The organism is Streptomyces caniferus (genome assembly GCF_009811555.1).
GTDB classification, from domain to species: Bacteria; Actinomycetota; Actinomycetes; order Streptomycetales; family Streptomycetaceae; genus Streptomyces; species Streptomyces caniferus.
In genome coordinates, this window is the sequence record NZ_BLIN01000005.1 from 523238 (window position 1) to 543066 (window position 19829).

The following is a 19829-nucleotide window of genomic DNA, read 5'->3' on the forward strand; positions in this document are numbered from 1 at the left end:
GGGTGTCAGGTTCAGCCGCTCGTAGTGCTCCGGCTGATCGCCTATCCGTGCGTGCATGGGGTTCCTCTGCTTCGGTGAAAGTGCTCTACGATCCGGCGTCACGGCCGGCCAAGTGTGCTGTAGGTGCCCGGGAGTTACGCAGTGGGTCAGCAGTCGCGGACCGGATGGTCGTGGGTGAGCGCGCAGGCCAATCGCGTCCCCTCAGCAGGTCCGTACGAGGCGGTCAGAGCGTCCTGGAAGCCCTTCCACTGGCCCCGGGTGCTGTCGATGGCCACCGTGACGGCCGCCCCGAAGTTGCCGGCCACCTGGCCACGCGAGGTGGTGGGAGCGGTCGCGGCGCCCGTTGCCGCGTCGATGAGGCCGGTGTCCTTGTTGAGGGTCTCGTGGGTGAGACGGCCGGCGCACCCTCCCGGCCACACGGAGAAGCACCCCGTGGTGAGTGAGGCCGGCACGGTCGAGAGCGCGGCGGGCGCGGCGAGGTTCAGGAAGGGCGCCGGAACGGTGCGTGCCAGCCCCGGCGGGTTGTGCGGTCCGGTGCGCCGGCTCGGGTCCGCGCGGTCGGTCCAGTTGCTGTGGGAGTAGAAGTCCTGGGTTCCGTGCAGAGCGCGGCCGAAGCCCTCCAGGGCGTCGCACTTGGCCCGTCCGGGCACGCCGAGTGCGAAGGTGCAGTCGGGTGCGAGACCCACCTCGTCCGCGGCCACGACGCCTGCCCGCACCATCTCCGCGGCTCGGGTGACGCCGCGCGAGAAGTCCGCCTTGAGGTGGTTCACGCATCGCCCCAGCGTCACGGTGGCCGCGGTGCGGCCCTGCGGATAGCCGGCGACGGCCAGGAAGTCCGCGTCGTCGCAGTGCGCCGACGCATCGAAGATCTCGTCGACATCGGGAACGCCCACCGCTCCGAACGTGCCTGATTTTCCCGCGAGTTGATCGAGCGAGTGGGGCTGGAAGCAGTCATTTCCGGTCCGCTGGGGTGTGCAGGACAGTGCCGCCCGGGTGATCCGCTCGTGTTCGGCATGCTGTCCGAAGCCGTTCACGGTGCCGAAGCCGTACGGGGGCGGGGGCGCTGCCGGCGGGGCCGGGTCCGCAGCTACCGGCGGGGCCACGTCCGGTGCTGCCGGGGTGGCCGCCCACGCGGCCGAACCGCTTCCGGGGGACGCCACGGTGACGCAGGCCGTGAGCAGACAGAGCAGGGTCCAGCCGGTCGTCTTCGTGCGCGGCGCAGCCGCCATGGTGACACTCCTGGGATGGTGTGAGGCACAGATGGAGGGGCGGGATGCCCTGCATTCCGTGCACGGATTGTCTGGCCGGCCCGACTGGGCTGCGACGAGGTGAGGGGGCTCCTGTCGCCCTCACTCGGCTCGGCGGGCATGACCGCGTGGCGCCAGGTGCCGTCGATCCCGCCCCTGCCGGGTGTGCACCCGGCCGCGAGCCGGTGTGACGTCCGGGGAGAAGACGGTGCCGGGCGGTGCCGGAGAAGGCCGGGCGGACCTCACCTGACGCTCCTTCGCTGCCTGCCTGTCGTGCCGCTGCGGACGGCTCACCGAGCATGCCGACGGGCGCGGGGCCCGGGCTCGTCCGCTCCCCAGCCTGATGCCTTCCGGACTCCCGCACCTGAGTAGCCGTTGCTCATCCGGCGCCGGTGCCACTGCCGGCGCGGGCAGGGCACGCCCCGTCCGGCGGGGCAGAGATCGGCTCCGCCCTCCGCCCTCCGCCCGGGCCCCGAGGACCGCCGTCTCCGACGCAGCGAACGCCAAGGGCAGGTTGAGCATCGATCCGACCCGCACCTCAAGACCTGGCCGTCGTGCCCGGGCCACTGCCGCCATGCCTGGCGACAGGGCGACACCCATCACCGGTACGCCGAGATCGGCCAGGAAGCATGCCAGCTGGGCAGGACCGCACCCCACATCTGACAGGCAGCCGGCCGGACAGGCGACTCGCCCGAAGCGCGGGAGAACAGGCTTGAGTGAAGATTACTCAGCCACCCCTACACGCCTCGTGAAAATCTCATTTCAGCGAGAGGGACGCCGAAAGGAACCCCGCCTCGGACCCGAGGAACGACAATCTCAAGGAGGCGAAAGTGGACGAGTTGGCCCATGCCCTGGGGGACGGAATATTTTACGTCCCGGCCGGCACGCCGAACCACCGCGGAACCTCCTACGTTCCTGAAGGAATGCCTGCCGACTGGCGCGTCTCACGCTCCGGTATGTGGCATCAGTGGCGGCCGGAGTCCGGTCCCGCAATAGCCGACCAGGGCTGGAAGGTACACGTCAGCGCTCAAATGCAGCGCGCGTCCCACGTGCTCGACACGGTGGCCCGCATCTGCACCCAGCAAGGCGTCGTCTTCAAGCACCTCGCCTCTTCTTTCGACTTCCTCATGATGCACCACAAGCACGCCTCCCGGATCCAGTCCGGGAAGTTCATTGCCGCCTATCCCGCGGATTCGGTGGCGGCCCTGAAGCTGATGCGTGCCCTTGCCGCGGCCTTGGCCGGCGAGAAGGGCCCCTACATCCTGACGGATCGTCCCTTCGAGGGTTCGGAGTGCGTGTTCTACCGCTACGGCGCCTTCAAGGACACGGGGCACGTCCTGCCGGACGGATCGTTCTTCTCCACGGTGAAGGATGCCTCCGGCCGCGAAATACCGGACGACCGGCGCATCGGTGCCGGTCCCCCTCCCGGGATAACGGACCCGTTCCGCACGCCGGCGAAGAATTCCCCCGCACGTCTCGGTGCCGTCACGGTCGGTGGATACACCATCGAGCGCGTGGTGCGGTTCAGCAACAGCGGGGGGACCTATCGGGCCGTCGAGCAAACGACAGGCCGGACCGTCTTCCTCAAAGAAGCCAGGCCGCACAGTGGCCTGGTGAGCCCGCACAGCGACGCTCAACAGCGGCTGCACGGTGAACGTCGTGCCCTGGAGCAACTGCACCGAATATGCCCGGGACTGTGCCCCGAGCCGATCGACTTCTTCACCGAAGGGGGCCATTGCTTCCTGGTGTCGGAGTTCGTCGCGGGAAAGCCCTTGCACTCCTGGGTGGTCGAGCACAATCCCGTCATCAACAGCAGGGCCGAGAAGGAAGACTTCACCAGATACTTCGCCGTGTGCAAGCAGTTGCTCGGCGCTCTACGGGCCCAGATACAGGAATTGCACGATGTGGGGTACGCCTTCATCGACCTCGGCCCCGACAACGTCATGGTCACCGCCGACGGCACACCCCGGCTCGTCGACTTCGAGACCGTCGGCCTGGTACAGGACCGGCCGACGGCTGTGGGAGCTCCTGGCTTCTTCGACCCCGAACTGGCCGAGCAGCGGCCCCTGGAGCAGGACGAGCACGCGTTGGCGTCCATCGCCTTGTATCTGCTGGCCCCGGTGAATGTCACCGCGGACCGCAACCCCGCCGTGCTCGGCCATCTGCGGTTCCTGCTGGAGCAGGTGAGCCCGCTCCCTCCCGCACTGTGGGCTGCCGCGACGCGCCGGTCCGCCCCCTTGCTGATAGCCACCGCGGAACCACCCGTCGCGGCGGAGAGCGTGTGCGCGGAGCCGCGCACACATCTGGAGAAACTCAGACGCGACCTCATCAAGGGCATCCTCGCGACGGCCGATCCCGGCGGTACGGGGCCTCTCTTTCCCACGGTTCCGGAAGGGTTCGCCTCCAACACCCTCTCGGTACAGCACGGAGCGGCCGGCGTTCTGCACGCCTTGGCCCACGCCGACGTGCCCGTGCCGGAATCCGTACGAAAGCGCTTCCTGCGGGACGCGTTCCGGCAGCGGGACGCCTTGCCTCCCGGTCTCTTCAGCGGCCTCGCCGGCATCAGCTGGGTGCTGACCGAAACAGGGCACCTCGAAGAGGCCGCACAACTCCTCGATACCGCCACCCGGCATCCGGTGCTCGATGACTGCGTGGACTTGGCGCACGGTGCGGCCGGTGTGGCGATGGCTCACCTGCGATTCCACGTCAGCACGGGTGAATTCCGGCACCTCGACCGTGCGCAGGCTCTGCTGGACGGGATCGGAGCCGAGGGCGAGTCCATCGGGCTGGCCGTCGGTGCCTCCGGTGTGGCGATGGCGCATTACTACCTGGGGGCGTTGACCGGTGATACGGCCACGTTGGCCAAGGGGAGAGGATTCCTCGAAACCGACCGGCGGCGCGGCGTTCTCGACCACGGTGGACTGCTGTTCCCCGTGTCGTCGAAGGACCGCCGGCTGATGCCCTACCTGTGGAGCGGAAGCGCAGGCATCGGGCTCGTGGCCAACCGGTATCTGTCCCGGGAGACCCCTGATCTGAAGCTGTTGGCCCAGGGCACGCAACAGGCGGCCAGGTGTCTGTTCACCCGCTACGGCGGCTTGTTCCAGGGCCTTTCCGGCCTGGGTGCCTATTGGGCGGATACGGCTCTTTGGAGCACGACGGACGAGGCAAGGCAGCAAGCCCTGGACATCGCCACGCGTCTGTTCCTCCACACGGTGCCCACTCCGGACGGCACCTATCTGCACGGCGGGCCCGGACTGCGCCTGAGCTGCGACCTCGGCAGCGGATCGGCCGGCGTCCTGCTCTTTCTCCATCAGCTGCTGCACGGAAAGCCCGACGCGTTGTTCACCCTCGACGCATTCGTCGGAACTCCCTCCGGTGCCGGCGCTGATGCTCACGAGGAAGCCCCCGTCCTTCCACCGGATATGGCGAGCGACGCTCTCTGACTCGCAGCCCCAAGACTTCCTGAGGAGAGATCTTCGGGAGGGCGGCCGAACACGGCCGTCAACATAAAAAAGAAAAGGAAATCGCAATGATCAACATTGTTGACCTGCAGCAGCTGGAGTCCGACACCGACGACGCTCCGATGCCGCCGGAGAAGAGCACCCTCTCCGTCGTTTGCTGATGTAGGGCTGTGGGCCGGGGAGCACCAGCTCTCCCCGGCCCACAGCCGCCTGACACCCCAGATGAAGGACCACCATGGGTGACGACGACTTCCGCAAGTACTTCTGGGCCGAAGCGAGTTCGCGGTTCGGAACCGTCCTCACCCTCACGGCCACCAGCACCATAGCCGTGGAACACCTGCATGCGACCGACGCGCAGATAGGCATGCTGTCCGCCGCGGGATATCTCCCCGCCGCCGTGCTGGGGCCCTTGGTGGGCCGGGCCGCGGACCGGGCCCGTCGTCCGCGCAGATTCCTCCGGCGCTGCGACCTACTGGCCGGTGCGTGTCTGGCACTGACCTGCCTGGTCACGGCGCTCGGCACACTGTCGATGCGCTGGCTGACCTGCCTCGCCGTGCTCCTGGGCTGTGTCTCCGTGGCCGCGGAGACCTTGTACTTCGTGCACCTGCAGGTCCTCGTCCCCGCGGAACGGCTGACGCGGGCACGCGCCCGTCTCCAGGGCGGCGAGTACGCAGCGGCCCTCGCGGGCAACGGCCTGGCCGGCATCGTGGTCGTCGCCTTCGGCGGGGCGCTCGCCTTCGGCGTCGATGCCGTCACCTACGGGCTCAGCGCCGTCCTGCTCTCCCGTATCCGTCGCGCGGACCGTCCCGTCCAGGAGTGCGCGCGGCACACCGGTCGGACCGAGCAGCCCCGGCAACGCCCGTTCGTCCCGGGCTCCTTCCTCCGTCGTCTCCTCCCGCTCCTCGTGCTGCAAGCAATCGCCTCGGCAGCGGGGACGGCCCTCCTGGCACCCTTTCTCCTACGGGACCTCGACGTGCCGGTGGGTCTGTACGGCGTGGCATTCCTCGCCACGGGAGCGGCCGGTATGGCGGGGTCATGGGCGGCGCCCCGGGTGACGGCCCGCGGCACCCCCCGACAGTGGTTCCTCACCGCGGCAGGGGTGCAGGTCCTGGCCGCGGCGGGACTCGCCGGAGCCGGCGGCGCCTTCCCCCTCGCCCTCGCGGTCGCCGGCGGCTGCCTGGCGATGTCGAAGGCGGCCGGCGCCGTGGCCAACGTGACCCTTTCCACCCTGATCGTCGCGGACAGCTCCCCGGAGTCCCTGGGACGCGTCGTGGCCCTCCTGCGCAGCGCTGTCACGGCGTGTCAGGTCGGTGGAGCCCTGGCGGCAGGTCTGCTGGCGGGTGCCGTGGGCACCCGGACCGCCCTGTGGTGTGCCGCCCTGCTCCCCGTACTGGCCACCCCCTGGCTCGCTGCCGGGCTCCGCCGCGACCGGCCCGGGCCCCGCCCGCGGACCGCCCCGGACCACGCACCTCGGAGGACGACCTCATGACCATGACGTTGAACGGTTTCGCCTACCCGGAAGGGCTCCCCCGGACGGTGACCGACGTCGTCCACGGCCAGGAGGTGGCCGACCCGTTCCGGTGGTTGGAGGACGCGGCGTCGGTCGAGACCCGCGCCTGGGCCTCGGCCCAACAGGTGCTCTCCCGGGCCCTGCTGGCCGGTCTGCCGGACAGTGACACCGCTCGGGACCTGATGACAGCGCTGATGGCCGCGGGCACCGGCACGCCGGCGCTCCGCCGGGGCCGGTGGGTCTTCCGGGAGATGACCGAACCCCTCGGCGAACACCCCCGGTTGTGCGCGAGCGGGCCCGCCGGACACGACGACCGTGTCCTGTGGGACCGGTCCGCCATGGCCCGCTGGGATCCGTCGCCCGACGGCCGCACCGTTGCTCTCCAGAGCATCGAGGGCGGCCGGGAGGATCACACTCCGCTCGTGCTTCTGAACGTTCCCACCGGTGAGATCACTGCCCGCATGCCGCACACCCGCTACAGCCCGATCGCCTGGCTGGCCGACAGCAGTGGCTTCTTCTACTCCCGGGCCGCGAGGCGGAACGGACCCCAGGAACTGTGGCTGCGCCGGCACGACGCCGAGCACCGGATACTGGCCTCCCCGGACGACCTGTGCCGCTTTCGTGTGCGTCTCTGGCACGACCGCTGGCTGACCGTGGCGATCCGCCGGGGAAGCGATCTGCGCAACCGGCTCCTCCTGGCGGACATCGGCACCGACCCGCGACGCCCGGTCTGGAGCCGGATCCAGGACACGGCGATCGCCACGACCGTCCCTCACCTCACGGTGCGGGGAGAGCTGTTCCTGGCCACCACCTACGGGGCGCCGGCCGGACGCGTCGTCACCGCGGATCCGTACCACTGCGACCCGGAGCGCTGGACGACCGTCGTGCCCGAGGACGCCGAGGCCCCGCTCACCCATGCGTGCCTGCTGGAGGCTACGGGTACCGGTGCGCCACAGCTGCTGGTCGCCCGCACCCGCCGTGGACGTCCCGACGTGAGCGTCCACTTCCCCGGCACCGGCCGCCCCCCGCGCCCCGTACCGCTCCCCGGGTCGGGCACGGTCCTGTCCCTCGACACGGACCCCGGCGGCCCCACGCATCTGGGATGGACGAGCTGGACCACTCCCCCGGCCACCTACCGTGTCGACCCCGTGTCCCTCGCTCTGGCCGGAGGTCCGGTCCGGCGCCACCAGGACGAGCTCCACGAATGGCGGGAGGAGACCGTCTCGGCCGACGGGGCACGGATCCCACTGACCCTGCTCCGCCGACGGAACCGGGCCGACGGTCCCTCACCCACGCTCCTCCTGGGCTACGGAGGGTTTCAGCAGACCCTCACCTCGTCCTACGAGTCGCTCGTCCTCGCCTGGGTGGAGTCGGGGGGACTGGTCGTGGTGCCCGAACTACGGGGCCCCACGGCAACCGGCGGGAAGCATGCCACCTTCGAGGACCTGGAAGCCACCGCCGATCACCTGCACCGGCGGGCCCTCGCCCTCCCGCACCAACTCGGCCTGCTCGGCATGAGCAACGGCGGTCTGACGATGGCGGCGGCGACGGTCCGCGCGCCCGGCCGGTACGGGGCCGTGGTCTGCATCGCCCCGCTGACCGACATGGTCCGCTACGAGCACAGCGGACTGGGCCACGCCTGGCGCCACGAGTACGGCTCTGCCCAGGACCCGGACGCGTTCCGCCATCTGCTCTCGTACTCCCCCTACCACCGCATCACCCCCGGCCGTCCGCACCCGCCGACCCTGCTGATCACCCTGGACGGCGACACCCGGGTCGACCCGCTGCACGCCCGCAAATTCTGTGCTCGCCTGCAGCACGAGGCGCACGGGGGCGGGCCCTACCTGTGGCGCACCTACCGGAACAGCGGTCACGCCTCGATGTCCCGCAGCGCCCGTCAGCAGATGGCCTGCGACATCCTCGGCTTCTCGGCGTTCCACACCGGTCTGCGTCTCGCTTCCCCCACCGCGCGATGACGTACGGATCGGAACTCCCCGAGCACCGGCACATCGTCGTCGTCGGGGCGGGGCCACGCGGCATCGGCATCGTCGAGCGCCTGACCGCACGGCGACCGCGCAGGAGCGGCACACTCCACCTCGTCGATCCCCACCTGGAGGGCGGCAGGATCTGGCGGCCGGATCAGTCGCCGCTGCTGTGGATGAACTCCCGGTGCGCCGACATCACCATGTTTCCCGATCGCGACGCCACCTGTACCGGCCCTGTCGTCACCGGTCCCACGCTCTACGAGTGGGCCACGAGTGCGGCGTCCCGCTCGTGCGGTGACGCCGCCGTGGCGGCCGAGGCCGCCGGCCTCGCGCCGGGCAGCTACGCGAGCCGCCGGCTGTGCGGGGCCTACCTCACCTGGTGCCTGCACACTGCTCTGTCCACGCTGCCGGCCGGATGGAACGCGCGCCTGTACGCCCGGCGGGCAGACCGGGTCTCCCAGCAACCCGACGGCACCCTGCGGGTCCATCTCGACGACGGCCGGATCCTCCCGGCGGACCGGCTGGTCCTCGCCATGGGGAATCTCGAGGGCCCGCTCACCCCTGAACAGCGGGCCTTGGGGCAGTTCGCCGCGGACACCGGGGCCGGCTACCTGGCTCCCGGCTGCGCCGCCGATCTCGACCTGGGCCACATCCCCGGTGGCGGCACGGTCCTCGTACGCGGCATGGGGCTGGCCTTCCTCGATGTGATGGCCCTGCTGACCGAAGGCAGAGGAGGCAGCTTTCACCGGGACACCACAGGTGTGTTGCGCTACGCGCCGAGCGGCAGCGAGCCGCTGATGGTCGTCTCGTCGCGACGCGGCCTGCCGCTGCGGCCGCGTCCGGTGGTCGCGGCGCGGACCGTCGCACCGGACGAGCCGGTCTTCCTGACCGGGGACGCCATCGCGGACCTGGTCGACCGGATGACGGTCTCCGCCGGGGAACACCGCCGGACCCTCGTGGTGGAGCTGTGGAACGCGGTGGGCAAGGAAATGGCCTGGGGCCACTATCGCGAACTGTTCACCATCTGCCCGGACGCGGCGGACATCGGCTGGGAGGCCTTCGTCGGCGAAATGGCGGACGCCGCGCCGGGGGCCGCGTCCTGGTCCGCGCTGGAAGCGCACATCGGCGTCACGGAGCACCGTTTCGTGCTGCCCGACCCCCACTCCCCCGGGCTCGGGCCGATGACCGGCGCCGACGAGCTGGCGCAGTGGATGAGCCGCACCCTCGCCCGATGGGTGGCACGCGCCACCGACCCGCGACACAGCACCGACAGCGCCGCGCATCGAGCCCTGGTCCGGACGGTCGAGACGATCGCAGGTGTCCTCACCGGGAACGGCCCCACCATGAGCCCCGCGGCGCGAGGGGTCCTCGACCGGCTGACCCGCCTGGCCCGGACCACGGGCGCAGCCGTCCCCTGCCTGCGCATCGAGCAGCTCGCCGCGCTGGCCCGCGAGGGCACCGTACGCTTCGCGGGAGCCCGGCCCGAGGTCGGTGTCAGCCGGCAGGCGAACACCTTCACCCTGCGCACCGGCACCCTGCCGACGGAGACCTTCGCCGCCCGTCACCTCATCGACGCCTGGATACCCGACTCGGACGTCGTGGGCGACCGCTCCGGTCTGCTCGCCCGCATGACGTGCGACGGACTGGCCCGCGCCATACCGGGTGCGACGCCCGTGCACGGTGCGAAAATCGCCACCTGCCCGGACACCTATCAGGTCCTCGACGCCCAGGGCCGAGGCAGCACGCGCATCGTCGCCGTCGGCGACCATGCCTCCGCGGGCGCACTGGGGGCGCTGTCCCGTCCGGGGACCGACGCCGCCTTCTTCCGCCAGAACGACATCGTGGCGAGCCGGCTCCTCGACGCGGCTGCGCTCCACGGCGCTCCACCTGCCACCACGCGCAGCTCGGCGCCGGCGGAGGAAGGCCGTTTTGCACCGTCCCGGGGCGCCTCGGCGAGGTGACCACGCGACATTTCGGCCGATACCGATCCGGTATGAGCAACGGCTACTCATACGCCCGGCGACGACAGGCGGCATGCTGGGAGGAGGGCGGGCCTTCGCGTGCGGCCGCCCGTCCGGTGAACGAGCGTGACGACACAAGGACAAGGAGCAGTGGGTGATGTCCGGCCGGTCGATTCCGGGGCCGAACGCCCAGCCGGCCGGCGACGAGGACGCGGGCCCCGGGCGGGCCACCGGCCGACGCCGCCGGTGGCCGTTCTCGGCCCGGGACGACGAGCTGGCGGCGTTCGCGGCGTATCTCGATGACGACGCGGTGTCCGCCCTGCTCGTGCACGGCCCGGCCGGCGTCGGCAAGACCCGCCTCGCCGAGGAGTGCCTGCGGCACGCGGAGAGGCTCGGTCACCGGACCGAGCGCGCGGTCGCCACCCCGACGGGCGCCGCGCTGCCGCTCGACGCGCTCGGACACCTGCTGCCGCCGGACGCGCCCGTGCACGACCCGGTGCTGACCTTCCGGGCCGCTTCGCAGGCGTTCCCCCCGCGCCGGGCGGGCGGGCGGACCCTGCGGACCGTGGTGCTGGTCGACGACCTTCAGCTGCTGGACAACGCCTCCGCCGTGCTGCTCGGCCACTTGACCCGGACCGGCGCGGTCTTCGTGGTGGGCACGGTGCGTACCCCGGTCCCGCCCTCGGACGTGGTGGAGTCCTTCGAACACGAGGAGAGCACCCGGCGCCTGGATGTGGCCGCCTTCACCGAGCCCGAGGTCGCCGGTCTCGTCCGCGGCTTCCTCGGGGGGCCGGTGGAACACGCCACGCTGAGCACGATGGCGCAGGCGTCGCGCGGCAATGCGCTGGTGCTGCGCGAATTGGCGGTCGGCGCCGTCGCGTCCGGCGTGCTGGCGCGGGATGCGGGGCTGTGGCGGCTGACCGGGCGGCTCACCGGGACCCGCCGGCTCACCGCGCTCGTCCGCGGCCGGCTCGCGCACCGCAGTCCGAGCCAGCACCGGTTGCTCGAACTCCTCGCCCTGTGCGAACCGTTGTCCCTGGACGTCCTCCAGCGCGGCGGCCACACCGACGACCTCGAAACCCTGGAGGAGCAGGGTCTGGTGCGCGTCCGCATCGACGGCCGACGCGTGGTGTGCGCGCTGGACCACCCCCTGTACGGCCAGGTGATACGCAGCGGCATCCCCGCGGGGCGGCGCCGCGGGATCTACCGCGAACAGGCCGCGTGCCTCGCCTCGCTGGGGGCCAGGCGCCGGGAGGACGCACTGCGCCTGGCCTCCTGGCGGCGGGCCGCCGGACTGCCCGTCGCCCTCGACACACTGCTGCCGGCGGCACGGATGGCACGGCATGTGCGCGACTATCCGACCGTCGTCGACCTGCTCGCCGGCGTCCAGGAACGGGACGCCACCCTGGAGGTCTGGCTGCTGCGCGGCGAGGCCCACCACCACATCGGCCACTGGGCTGCCGCGGAGGAGTGCCTGAGCACCGCAGAAGGCCTGGCCGAGGGGGACGAAAACATTCTGACGGTCGCCATGGAGCGCACCCAGAACCTCTACTGGGGGCTCGGTGACACCACGCGCACCCTGGAGGTCAACTCCCGGGCCGCCGCGCGGCTGGACGAGGACGGCCGGCAGGTGCTGCGCGTCAATGAGGCGGCGTACCGGCTCTACAGCGGCCGGGTGCCCGACGCCCTGCGGCTGCTGGCCGACGCCGAGGCGATCGCCGTCCCGAGGCTTCGGATGTGGGCCCAGTTGCAGCGCTCCCTCGCCCTGTCCTACGCCGGCCAGGACGACGCGGCGGCGGAACTCGCCCGCACGGTGCACGAGGAACTGACCGCCGCCGAGGGCGAGCAACGGCCCGGCAGCCCCTCCTCCCACGCCAGCGGACCGGCCATCTACCGCATCGCGGCACTGACCGACGCCGGGCGCTTTCCCGAGGCGCGCGAGGTGGGGCGGGCCGCGTTCGCCCAGGCGGTGGCCGCCCGGGCGCTGGCGCCGCAAATCTGGCTCGCCGCGCACCTGGGCCGCTGCGAACTGATCGCGGGGCACCTCGGGCCGGCGCACGACTGGTTCGCCGAGGCGCTGGGCCTGGCGCGCGGCCATCAGGTGCGCAGGGCGGTGGCGTTCGCGGGGGCGGGATGCGCCATCGTGCTGGCGCAGGCGGGCCGGATCGACCGCGCCGATGACGAACTCACCCGGATTCAGGGGCCGGAGACGGAGCGTCAGCAGGCGTCGCTGCTGATGCGGCAGCTCGCGAGGGCCTGGCGCAGCGCGGCGAGCGGCGCGGCCGAGGAGGGGCGGCGGATACTCGCCGCGGCCGCCGAGCAGGCCCGCGAGGCCGGCATGGCCTCGTACGAGAGCTGGCTTCTGGGGGACGCCGCGCGGTTGGGCGCCGCGGCGGAGGTCCGCGGCAGGCTGGCGGAGCTGGCCGCCGGCAGCGACAGTGCCCTCGCCGACGCCAGGGCAGGGCTGGCCGCGGCGCTCATCGACGGGGGCCACCAGGGGCTGTACGAGGTGGCGCAGCGGTGCGAGCGACTGGGCGCCGATATGGCAGGTGCCGAGGCCGCCACCGAGGCGTCGGCCGCCGCCGGGCGGGCCGGCGATCCACGCGCCGCCGCGGCGGCCGCCGTGCTGGCCCGGCGGCTGCTGGACCGCTGCGGCGAGGACCGGGTCGCCGCGCCGCGTCTGCCCACCACGGCGGTCCGCCCCCTCACGGACCGGGAGCGGCATGTCGCGCGGCTCGCGGCCGAGGGGCTGAGCAGTCAGGACATAGCGGACCGGCTGGTGCTCTCGGTCCGCACCGTCGACAACCATCTGCAGCGGATCTACGCCAAGCTCGGCGTCGTGTCGCGTCAGGAACTCGTCAGCGTCATACGGTAGTTGCCCCCGGCTGTCGGCGGCGGTCGACGTCGTCTCACCGTGGGGCGGGCGGCCGGAGCGCCGTGCGCAGCGCCGTCCGGTGTGCGATCTCCAGCTTGGAGTAGACCCGCTGGAGGTGGTTGCCGACGGTACGCACCGCGATGGACAGGTGCCCGGCGATCTCCTTGTTGCCGAGCCCGCTCGCCGCCGCCAGGGCCACCTCCAGTTCGCGGGCGGTGAGCCGGCTGCGTACCGACGACGGCACCAGTCCCGGTGTACAGGCGCCGGAATCGCTGCCCAGGACCGCGAGGGCGTGCGCCTGGGCCGCCTGTGCGGAGCCGCCGGCGTCCGCCCGGGCGTGCGCGGTGGCGGCGGCGGTCCAGCTCTCCGCCGCCAGAAGTCCGGCCCCCAGGGAGGCCAGTTGCCGGGCGGACCGTTCCAGCCGGTCGGGCCGGTCGGATGCCAGCCCCTGCGCGAGGCCGGCGCGGGCGGCGACCAGCGCGCTGTCGGACCCGGCGGCCAGTTCCCGCAGCGGCCGCTCGGCCTCCGCCGCCGCGCCCAGCCGCGCCGCGTCGCACAACAGGTGTGACTGCGCGGTACGCAGCCCACGCCGGCCGGCCGCCGCCGCGGCGTCCAGCGCCACGCCGCGGGCCCGCACCAGTCGACCGGTCGCCGCGGTCAGCCAGGCGGTGACCATCGCCGCCTCCGGGCGCCACCAGTGGCCCGGCCGCAGCGACCGTGCCTCCTCCCAGCACTGCGCAGCCCGGTCGACGTCACCGCAGACCGCGGCGGCCAGTGCCTGACCGCACCATCCCACCCACTCGCCGGAGCGCAGCCCCACCTCACGGGCGTGCGCGAGCGTGCTGGCGTACCAGATCCGGGACTCGTGCAGCCGGCCGCGCAGGTAACAGATCCAGCCCAGGTGCTCCGCGAGCCAGGTCTGGGCGCTGCCGGCGCCGGCGTCCACCGCCAGGTCGTAGCCCTGCCGGGCCAGTTCCTCCGCCGTGGCCAGGGATCCGGCCTCGGCCAGGGCGCGGGCCTCGGCGCCCACCAGCAGCGCCGGGTGCACCATGGTGTCGGCGGCGGCGCACGGCCTGCGGGCGGCCCGGGAGCGCCGGGCGGCACGCACCGCATCGCCGGTACGGCCCGATTCGGCCAGGCAGTACACGCGCGGGACCGCGGCGACCACGTCGGCCCGCGAGCCCGGCTCCGGGGCGACCTCCCGCCATGCCCGCTCGGCCTGCCGTACGTCCCCCACCAGGCTCCACAGCGCGGACTCGTGTGCACCGAGGACCGGTTCGTCCGGATGACCGGCGTACGTCTGCCGGGCCGTCGCGTTGAGCGCGAATGCCTCGTCCAGCCGCAGCAGTCCGAACGCCAGGCTCTGGGTGTGCAGCACCACGGCCGCCAGCCGTTCGTCGTCCCGGGTGGACTCGTCCAGCGCCCGCCGTACCGTGCGTTCCGCCTCCTGCGGCTCCCCGCCCTCGTACAGTTCCTCGGCGAGCAGCAGCAGGGACCGGGGGCGGGGGCGGAGCCGCGCCAACTCCCGTGCCAGCCGCAGCGCGACGCCGTGGTCCTGGGCCCGGCGGGCCAGCACGACGGCGCGCTCCACCTCATCGGGATCCACGCCGTCGGCGGCATCGAGGCGCCAGCGCACCGACCTCAGCAGGCCGGCGGGTCCGGTGTCCTGGTCCCCCGCGCGGCGGGCCTGGTCCCGCAGGATCCGGCGGGAGCGCTGGACCGGAAGCGTCTCCCGCAGCACGTATCCGTACAGGGGCCCGGCCAGTTCGGCGCAGGTGTGCGGGCCCTCCTCGACGGTGCACAGCCAGCCTTCGGCCGCCAGGGACCGCGCGGCCGCGCGGTCCGGCGGATCCAGCGGCAGCCGTCCGCACACCGCCAACCGTTCGAGGAGGCGGCGGTGTTGCGGGTCGAGGTGGCGCAGCCGGGCCTCGATCAGCGCCCGCAGACGCGGCGTCGGCGACAGCGGGCCGACCAGGCGCCACAGTCCGTCCTCGGGCACCAGGGTCCGCTGCCGCACCGCACCGTCCACCAGTTCCCGCAGGTCACGCGGCCGTCCGCCGCTGGCCTGGTGCAGCATACGGACCGTCTTGTGCTCCACGGCTCCGTCCAGTGTCCGCTCCACCAGGTCGGCCACCACCTTCTGCGGCAGGGCCCGCAGCAGGACACGGTGCAGCGGTAGGTCCGGCCACCCCGGCGGGCGGTGGGTGTCGGCGGTGGCGATCAGCGCCACCCGGCGGGTGCGCAGCCAGGACGTGAGCAGCCCGATCGAGTCCGGGTCCAGGTGGTGGGCGTCGTCCAGGAGCAGTACGGGCCGCCTCCCGGGGGCCTGGCCGGTGGCGCCCAGTGCGGGCGGGGCGCCGTCGGTGCCTGGGCGCAGCAGGTGGGCGAGGGCGCCGAGCGGCACCGAGCGGGCGGCGGGCGTGGCGGTGACGCGCAGTTCCGGATGCCCCCGGCGCCCGGCCTGCCGCCAGCACTCGTGCGCCAGCCTGCTGCGCCCGGTGCCGGAAGCCCCGGCCACCAGCACCCCGCTGCCGAGCGGATCGCGCAGTGCGCGGGCCGCCTCGGCCAGCTCCGCTTCGCGGCCGAGCAGGGGCCAGGGGCTTGCCGGCCGGGGGCTGCCGACCGGGCGCGTGGTGGTCATCGGGTGCTTCCTGCACGTAGTCGGTGGCGTACTGCGGGCCGGCGGTGTGCCGGTGGTATTCCGCGGCGGGACACCGCGGAAGAGGCACAGTGGCTGATCCACTACACCGGCCATGGGTAGAGTTCCTCACGAGCCCGCCGCCCGTCAACGTTCTTGCGCGGCCGGACGGACGAGGCGGCTGCATGTCGGTCCGGGCGAACGGACTTGTACGGTGGTGCGCGCACAACAGGCGAACGCCGCCCGGGCGGCGCCAGGTGGAGGGGGAGAGCGGTGGTGGCGCCGATGGAGGACCCGATCATCCGCGATACGACGGTCGATGCGCTGGAGCGCCGACTGCGCGACGCGATCATCGGCGGCCGGCACCCGGTCGGTGCTCTGTTGCCGCCCGAGCGTGAACTCGCCGCGTCCTACGGGGTCAACCGGACCACGCTCAAGCACGCCTTCGTCCGGCTGATGCAAGCCGGTCTGGTGGAGACCCGGCACGGCGTGGGCACGCGGGTGCGGGACTTCTGGCGGCTGGGCACGGCCGAACTGCTGCCGTCCCTGGTGCTGCGCGACGACGCCTGGCTGGGCGAGATCTTCGAAGTGCGCCGTCAGGTCGGGACGCTGATCGGTGCCATGGCCGCGCGCCGGGCCGCCGCCCCGGACGTGTTGGCGCTGCGGGAGCAGGTCGCCGCGGTAAGTGCCGGTGCCGACGGCGACCAGGTGCAGCTCGCCGACGCGGAGTTCCACCGTCTGCTCGCGCGCGCCACCGGCAATCGCGTCTACCTCCTGATGACGAACACCCTGCTCGGCGGCTACCTTCCGGTGCGGCAGGCCCTCGTGGCGCCGTTCCGCGACGCCGGGGCCGCCGCGGATCGTCTGCGTCCCGTCGCGGAGGCCGTGGCCGCGGGCGACGAGGACGCCGCCCGCCGGGCCGTCGAGACGTACATGACGGACACCGAGGCCCTGATGCGCGCCGGCGCCCGGCCCCGCGCGCGCCGGCGCCGCTGAGGCCCTGCCCACGACGGATGGGCCCGCCCGACCCGCCGGTAGCGGAGCAAGTCGACGGCGTCGGCCCGCTCCCCGTGAGGCGACTCAAGCACCGCTCCGCTGCGTCATCAGCACCCGCAGGTCGCGGCGGTTCTCGGCCCCGACCTTGCGGTAGACCCGGTACAGCGTGTTGCTGACGGTGCGTACCGACAGGCAGAGCCGCTCGGCGATCTCCTTGTCCGCCATCCCGCCCGCCGCGAGGCCGGCGATCAGCCTCTCCCGGTCCGACAGGAGCACGGCCGGGCCGAGGAAGCGCAGCGGCGGAGTGTCGACCGGACCGCAGCCGCGCAGCAGCTCCCGTGCCCGGGCGGTGGCGGCGGTGGCGGCCTTGACGCCTCCGGCCTGACGGAGGAAACGCGCGAGTTCGGCGTACGCCTCGGCCGCGTATAACCCGGCGCCCATGTCCGCGAAGGCCCGGGCCACCCGCCCCATGAGCTTGGGATCGCGGGACCGGTACGCCTCCTCATAGCGCAGCCGGGTCTGCAGGAACGCGCCTTCCAGGCGCAGGGACACGGGCGCCGGTTCCGGGCCCGGCAGGGAGAGCCGCGCACACTCGTGCAGCCCGATGGCGGCGTCGGCATGTGCTCCGTCCGCCAGGGCCGCCGCCACCGCGTCGTGCAGTATCCGCGCAGCCGTCGCGGTGTCCCCGCTCTCGTGACGCCCCCGGGCCTCCACCACCGCCAGGAACATCGCGCAGTTACCGGCCTCCTTCACCGTCAGGCCGTCGGGCAGCGGGCTGTCCGGCCGCCGGTCCGCCGGCAGGCAGCTGAGCGCGAGGGCGGCGTGGATACCGGCCTTGGCCTGCCACTGCCGCCACCCGACGCGATAGCTCGACGTGAAGGTGAAGCACTTCAGGGCGGCCTCGACGATGCCCCGGTCGTGCAGCAGGTGTCCGAGCGCCAGTCCCCGCTGCGCGTCGATGCGGACATGGTGGTTCTGCACGGCGTGTGCGTATTCCTGCCAGTAGATCTGCTCCGCCTCGTCGAAGCGGCCGCAGTAGTGGAGGGCGGAGGCGTGCAGCTCCTCCAGGGAGTCCGCGTGAAACTTCGCGGGCCCGCCCGGTGCGTGGTCCAACTCGGCGCGCAGCATGGCGTAGAGGCCCAGCGCCTGTTCGGGCCGGCCCATGTGGCACAGCGAGCCCATCATGATCAGCCCCGCCTCCAGTGCGTGGACGGCCGGCCCGTCCCGGCGCAGCGCCTCCGCCAGCGCGTACGCGTCGGTGAAGCAGCCCTGGAAGTAGCGGGCGGCCATGCGGAAGTAGCCCTGTTCACCGGCCGGCAACTGCGGTAGCAGCCGCTCCAGTTCCTCATAGCGGGCCTGCAGCAGCATGCCGCGTGCCTCGGCCCGCTCCAGCGCACGGCCGAAGCCGGGGCCGCTTGCGCGCACTGCCGTGATGAATTCCGTCAGCCGGGGGAAGTCGGCGCTGGCGGTGAGCGCCCGCGCGTGCCGCTCGGCGGTGGCCTCGTCCGGGTTCTGGCGCCACGCGGCGCGGCTCAGGCGGACGGCACTCGGGAGGTCCTGGTCGCGCAGGCTCTGTTCGATCGCCCGGTCCAGCACACCTCTCGGCGGCGTCTCGTGGGCGTCCAGATACCACTCGGCCAGGCGGCGGCAGTCGTCATGGGCCATCAGCGCCGCAGGCCCGTGGTGGGCGGCGAGCCAGTCCCGCAGCCGACGACGGCGGCGCAACGGGCGCAGGCCGCACGACAACGCATACGACGCCAGCGGGTGGCCGATGCGCACCCGCACTTCCCCGGCCGGATCGGCGTCGCCGTCCTCGATGCGCAGCAGGTTCCGCAGCTCCAGCTCCTCCAACTGCCGGGCCGCACAGAACCGTTCGACGGAGGACAGGCGCGGGCTGCCCGCCAGCGCCACCAGCTCCAGCACCGTACGGCAGGTCTCGTCGAGGTCCCGCAACTGCGGATCGACCAGTTCCAGGACGGAGGCCGGCACCGGAAGCTGCTCCCCGACGAAGTGCCAGCAGCCTTCCGACCGGACCAGCAGCCGCTGTTCGACGGCCGCCCTGGCCACTTCGTGCAGCAGGCGCGGGCTGCCGCCGCACGCCTGGGCCAGCCGGGCCGCGCTGGTCTGCCCCAGCCCGCCCTCCAGCAGCGAGTCCGTGAGCTCCTTGACGCCCGCGGCGTCCAGCGGCTGCAGGTCCATCCGCACCAGCGACCGGCCGCTCCACAGTGCCTGGATCTCCGGGGGCGTGCCGGGCCCGTCCGTGGTGGCCGAGAGCAGCAGCTTGCCCGCCGGATGCCGGGCCGCCTCGTGCAGCAGCGGCCACAGGTCGGGGTCGAGCAGGTGCACGTCGTCGACGCTCAGCAGCCAGGGGTCCGTCGTGGAGTGCTCCACGACCCGGGCGAGGTCGGCGAGGGCCCGGGTCGTGGCCGGGGAGCGGCGCGAACCCTCGGCATGCCCGGCACGGTGGGCCTCAATGCGGGGCTGCAGACTGATCAGCCGCCGGCGTGGTGCGAGCGTGTGCGCCTCGTGCAGCAGGCGGGTCCTGCCGATGCCGGACGGTCCGGTGATGAGCACGCCGTCCGGCCCCTGCCGGGACAGCAGGACCCGGCGGATCTGCTCCAGTTCGCCGATCCGGCCGACGAAGGGCGGGCCGACGGTGAGGGCCGGGCGGTGTCCCCTCGCCGGCGAGAGCGGGGTGAGCGGTGTCGGTTCCATGACTTCCTGTGCTGCCGGACCGTGCCCGTGGCGGTACCGGGCGGCCGGTACGCCGGGGCCCCACCGCCCGCACCGACGTGCAGCGTGCGCCGCCGCCGGGATTCCCGAACGGCTGGAAGGGCGGGGCGACATGAGCGCTTTCGCGGTACACGGTCGTAGCGCAGCGGATGAGGGCGGGACCTGGTCGGTGCGGCCGGCCTCGCGCGGGGGCGAGACACGGGCGCCGGGGCAGGCTCGGCGTGGTGAAGGTGATCATCGGTCCCGGCCAGCTTCGGTGTCCTGCGCCCGGCCGACCAGGGCAGCGATTACTCAACTCGGCGCGCATACCCACCACATACCGGCGCCACCACCGGGCCCGGACCGGCCCGAACCGGGGGATGCCCCCTTCCCTGTACCCGTCCGCCGCGTCCGCATCCCCACCGGCGGCCGCATTGAGCAGGT

At 72.8% G+C, this 19829-nt stretch carries 10 protein-coding genes; 6 read left to right on the forward strand and 4 right to left on the reverse strand.

Annotated features, from left to right (window positions below; genetic code table 11):
• Positions 1-146: 146 nt before the first annotated feature.
• Positions 147-1229, reverse strand: coding sequence for a CinY protein (locus Scani_RS19010; protein WP_159477744.1), 1083 nt, complete (start codon positions 1227-1229; stop codon positions 147-149).
• Positions 1230-1349: 120 nt separating this feature from the next.
• On the reverse strand, positions 1350-1904 hold the full coding sequence (locus Scani_RS42165; protein WP_159477747.1) for a methyltransferase domain-containing protein: 555 nt from the start codon (positions 1902-1904) through the stop codon (positions 1350-1352).
• A 173-nt stretch (positions 1905-2077) separates the two neighbouring features.
• Between Scani_RS42165 and lanKC the strand changes: the two genes are divergently transcribed.
• The 5 genes from lanKC (at position 2078) to Scani_RS19040 (ending at position 13039) form a co-directional block, all read left to right on the forward strand.
• Complete coding sequence (lanKC, locus tag Scani_RS19020) at positions 2078-4690, forward strand: class III lanthionine synthetase LanKC (RefSeq protein ID WP_159477749.1); 2613 nt, start codon at positions 2078-2080, stop codon at positions 4688-4690.
• Between the two features lie 253 nt (positions 4691-4943).
• Complete coding sequence (locus Scani_RS19025; RefSeq protein WP_159477752.1) at positions 4944-6197, forward strand: MFS transporter; 1254 nt, start codon at positions 4944-4946, stop codon at positions 6195-6197.
• Positions 6194-8194 carry a prolyl oligopeptidase family serine peptidase gene (locus tag Scani_RS19030; RefSeq protein ID WP_159477755.1) on the forward strand — a complete coding sequence of 667 codons (2001 nt, stop codon included), beginning with the start codon at positions 6194-6196 and terminating at the stop codon, positions 8192-8194. The genes Scani_RS19025 and Scani_RS19030 overlap by 4 nt, the downstream gene beginning before the upstream one ends.
• Positions 8191-10164, forward strand: a complete 1974-nt coding sequence (locus tag Scani_RS19035; protein ID WP_159477757.1) for an FAD/NAD(P)-binding protein — start codon at positions 8191-8193, stop codon at positions 10162-10164. The genes Scani_RS19030 and Scani_RS19035 overlap by 4 nt, the downstream gene beginning before the upstream one ends.
• 157 nt (positions 10165-10321) lie before the next feature.
• The gene (locus Scani_RS19040; RefSeq protein ID WP_159477759.1) at positions 10322-13039 is read left to right on the forward strand and encodes a helix-turn-helix transcriptional regulator; all 2718 of its coding nucleotides are present in this window, start codon (positions 10322-10324) and stop codon (positions 13037-13039) included.
• Between the two features lie 34 nt (positions 13040-13073).
• Here Scani_RS19040 and Scani_RS19045 read toward each other — a convergent pair whose 3' ends face one another.
• Positions 13074-15680, reverse strand: coding sequence for a LuxR C-terminal-related transcriptional regulator (locus Scani_RS19045; protein WP_159477762.1), 2607 nt, complete (start codon positions 15678-15680; stop codon positions 13074-13076).
• Positions 15681-15962: 282 nt separating this feature from the next.
• Between Scani_RS19045 and Scani_RS19050 the strand changes: the two genes are divergently transcribed.
• A complete protein-coding gene (locus Scani_RS19050; RefSeq protein WP_159477765.1) occupies positions 15963-16673 on the forward strand; it encodes a FadR/GntR family transcriptional regulator in 711 nt (236 codons plus the stop codon).
• Between the two features lie 84 nt (positions 16674-16757).
• Here Scani_RS19050 and Scani_RS19055 read toward each other — a convergent pair whose 3' ends face one another.
• Positions 16758-19388 (reverse strand): LuxR C-terminal-related transcriptional regulator, encoded by a 2631-nt coding sequence (locus Scani_RS19055; protein WP_159477769.1) that lies wholly within the window; start codon positions 19386-19388, stop codon positions 16758-16760.
• Between the last annotated feature and the right edge of the window lie 441 nt (positions 19389-19829).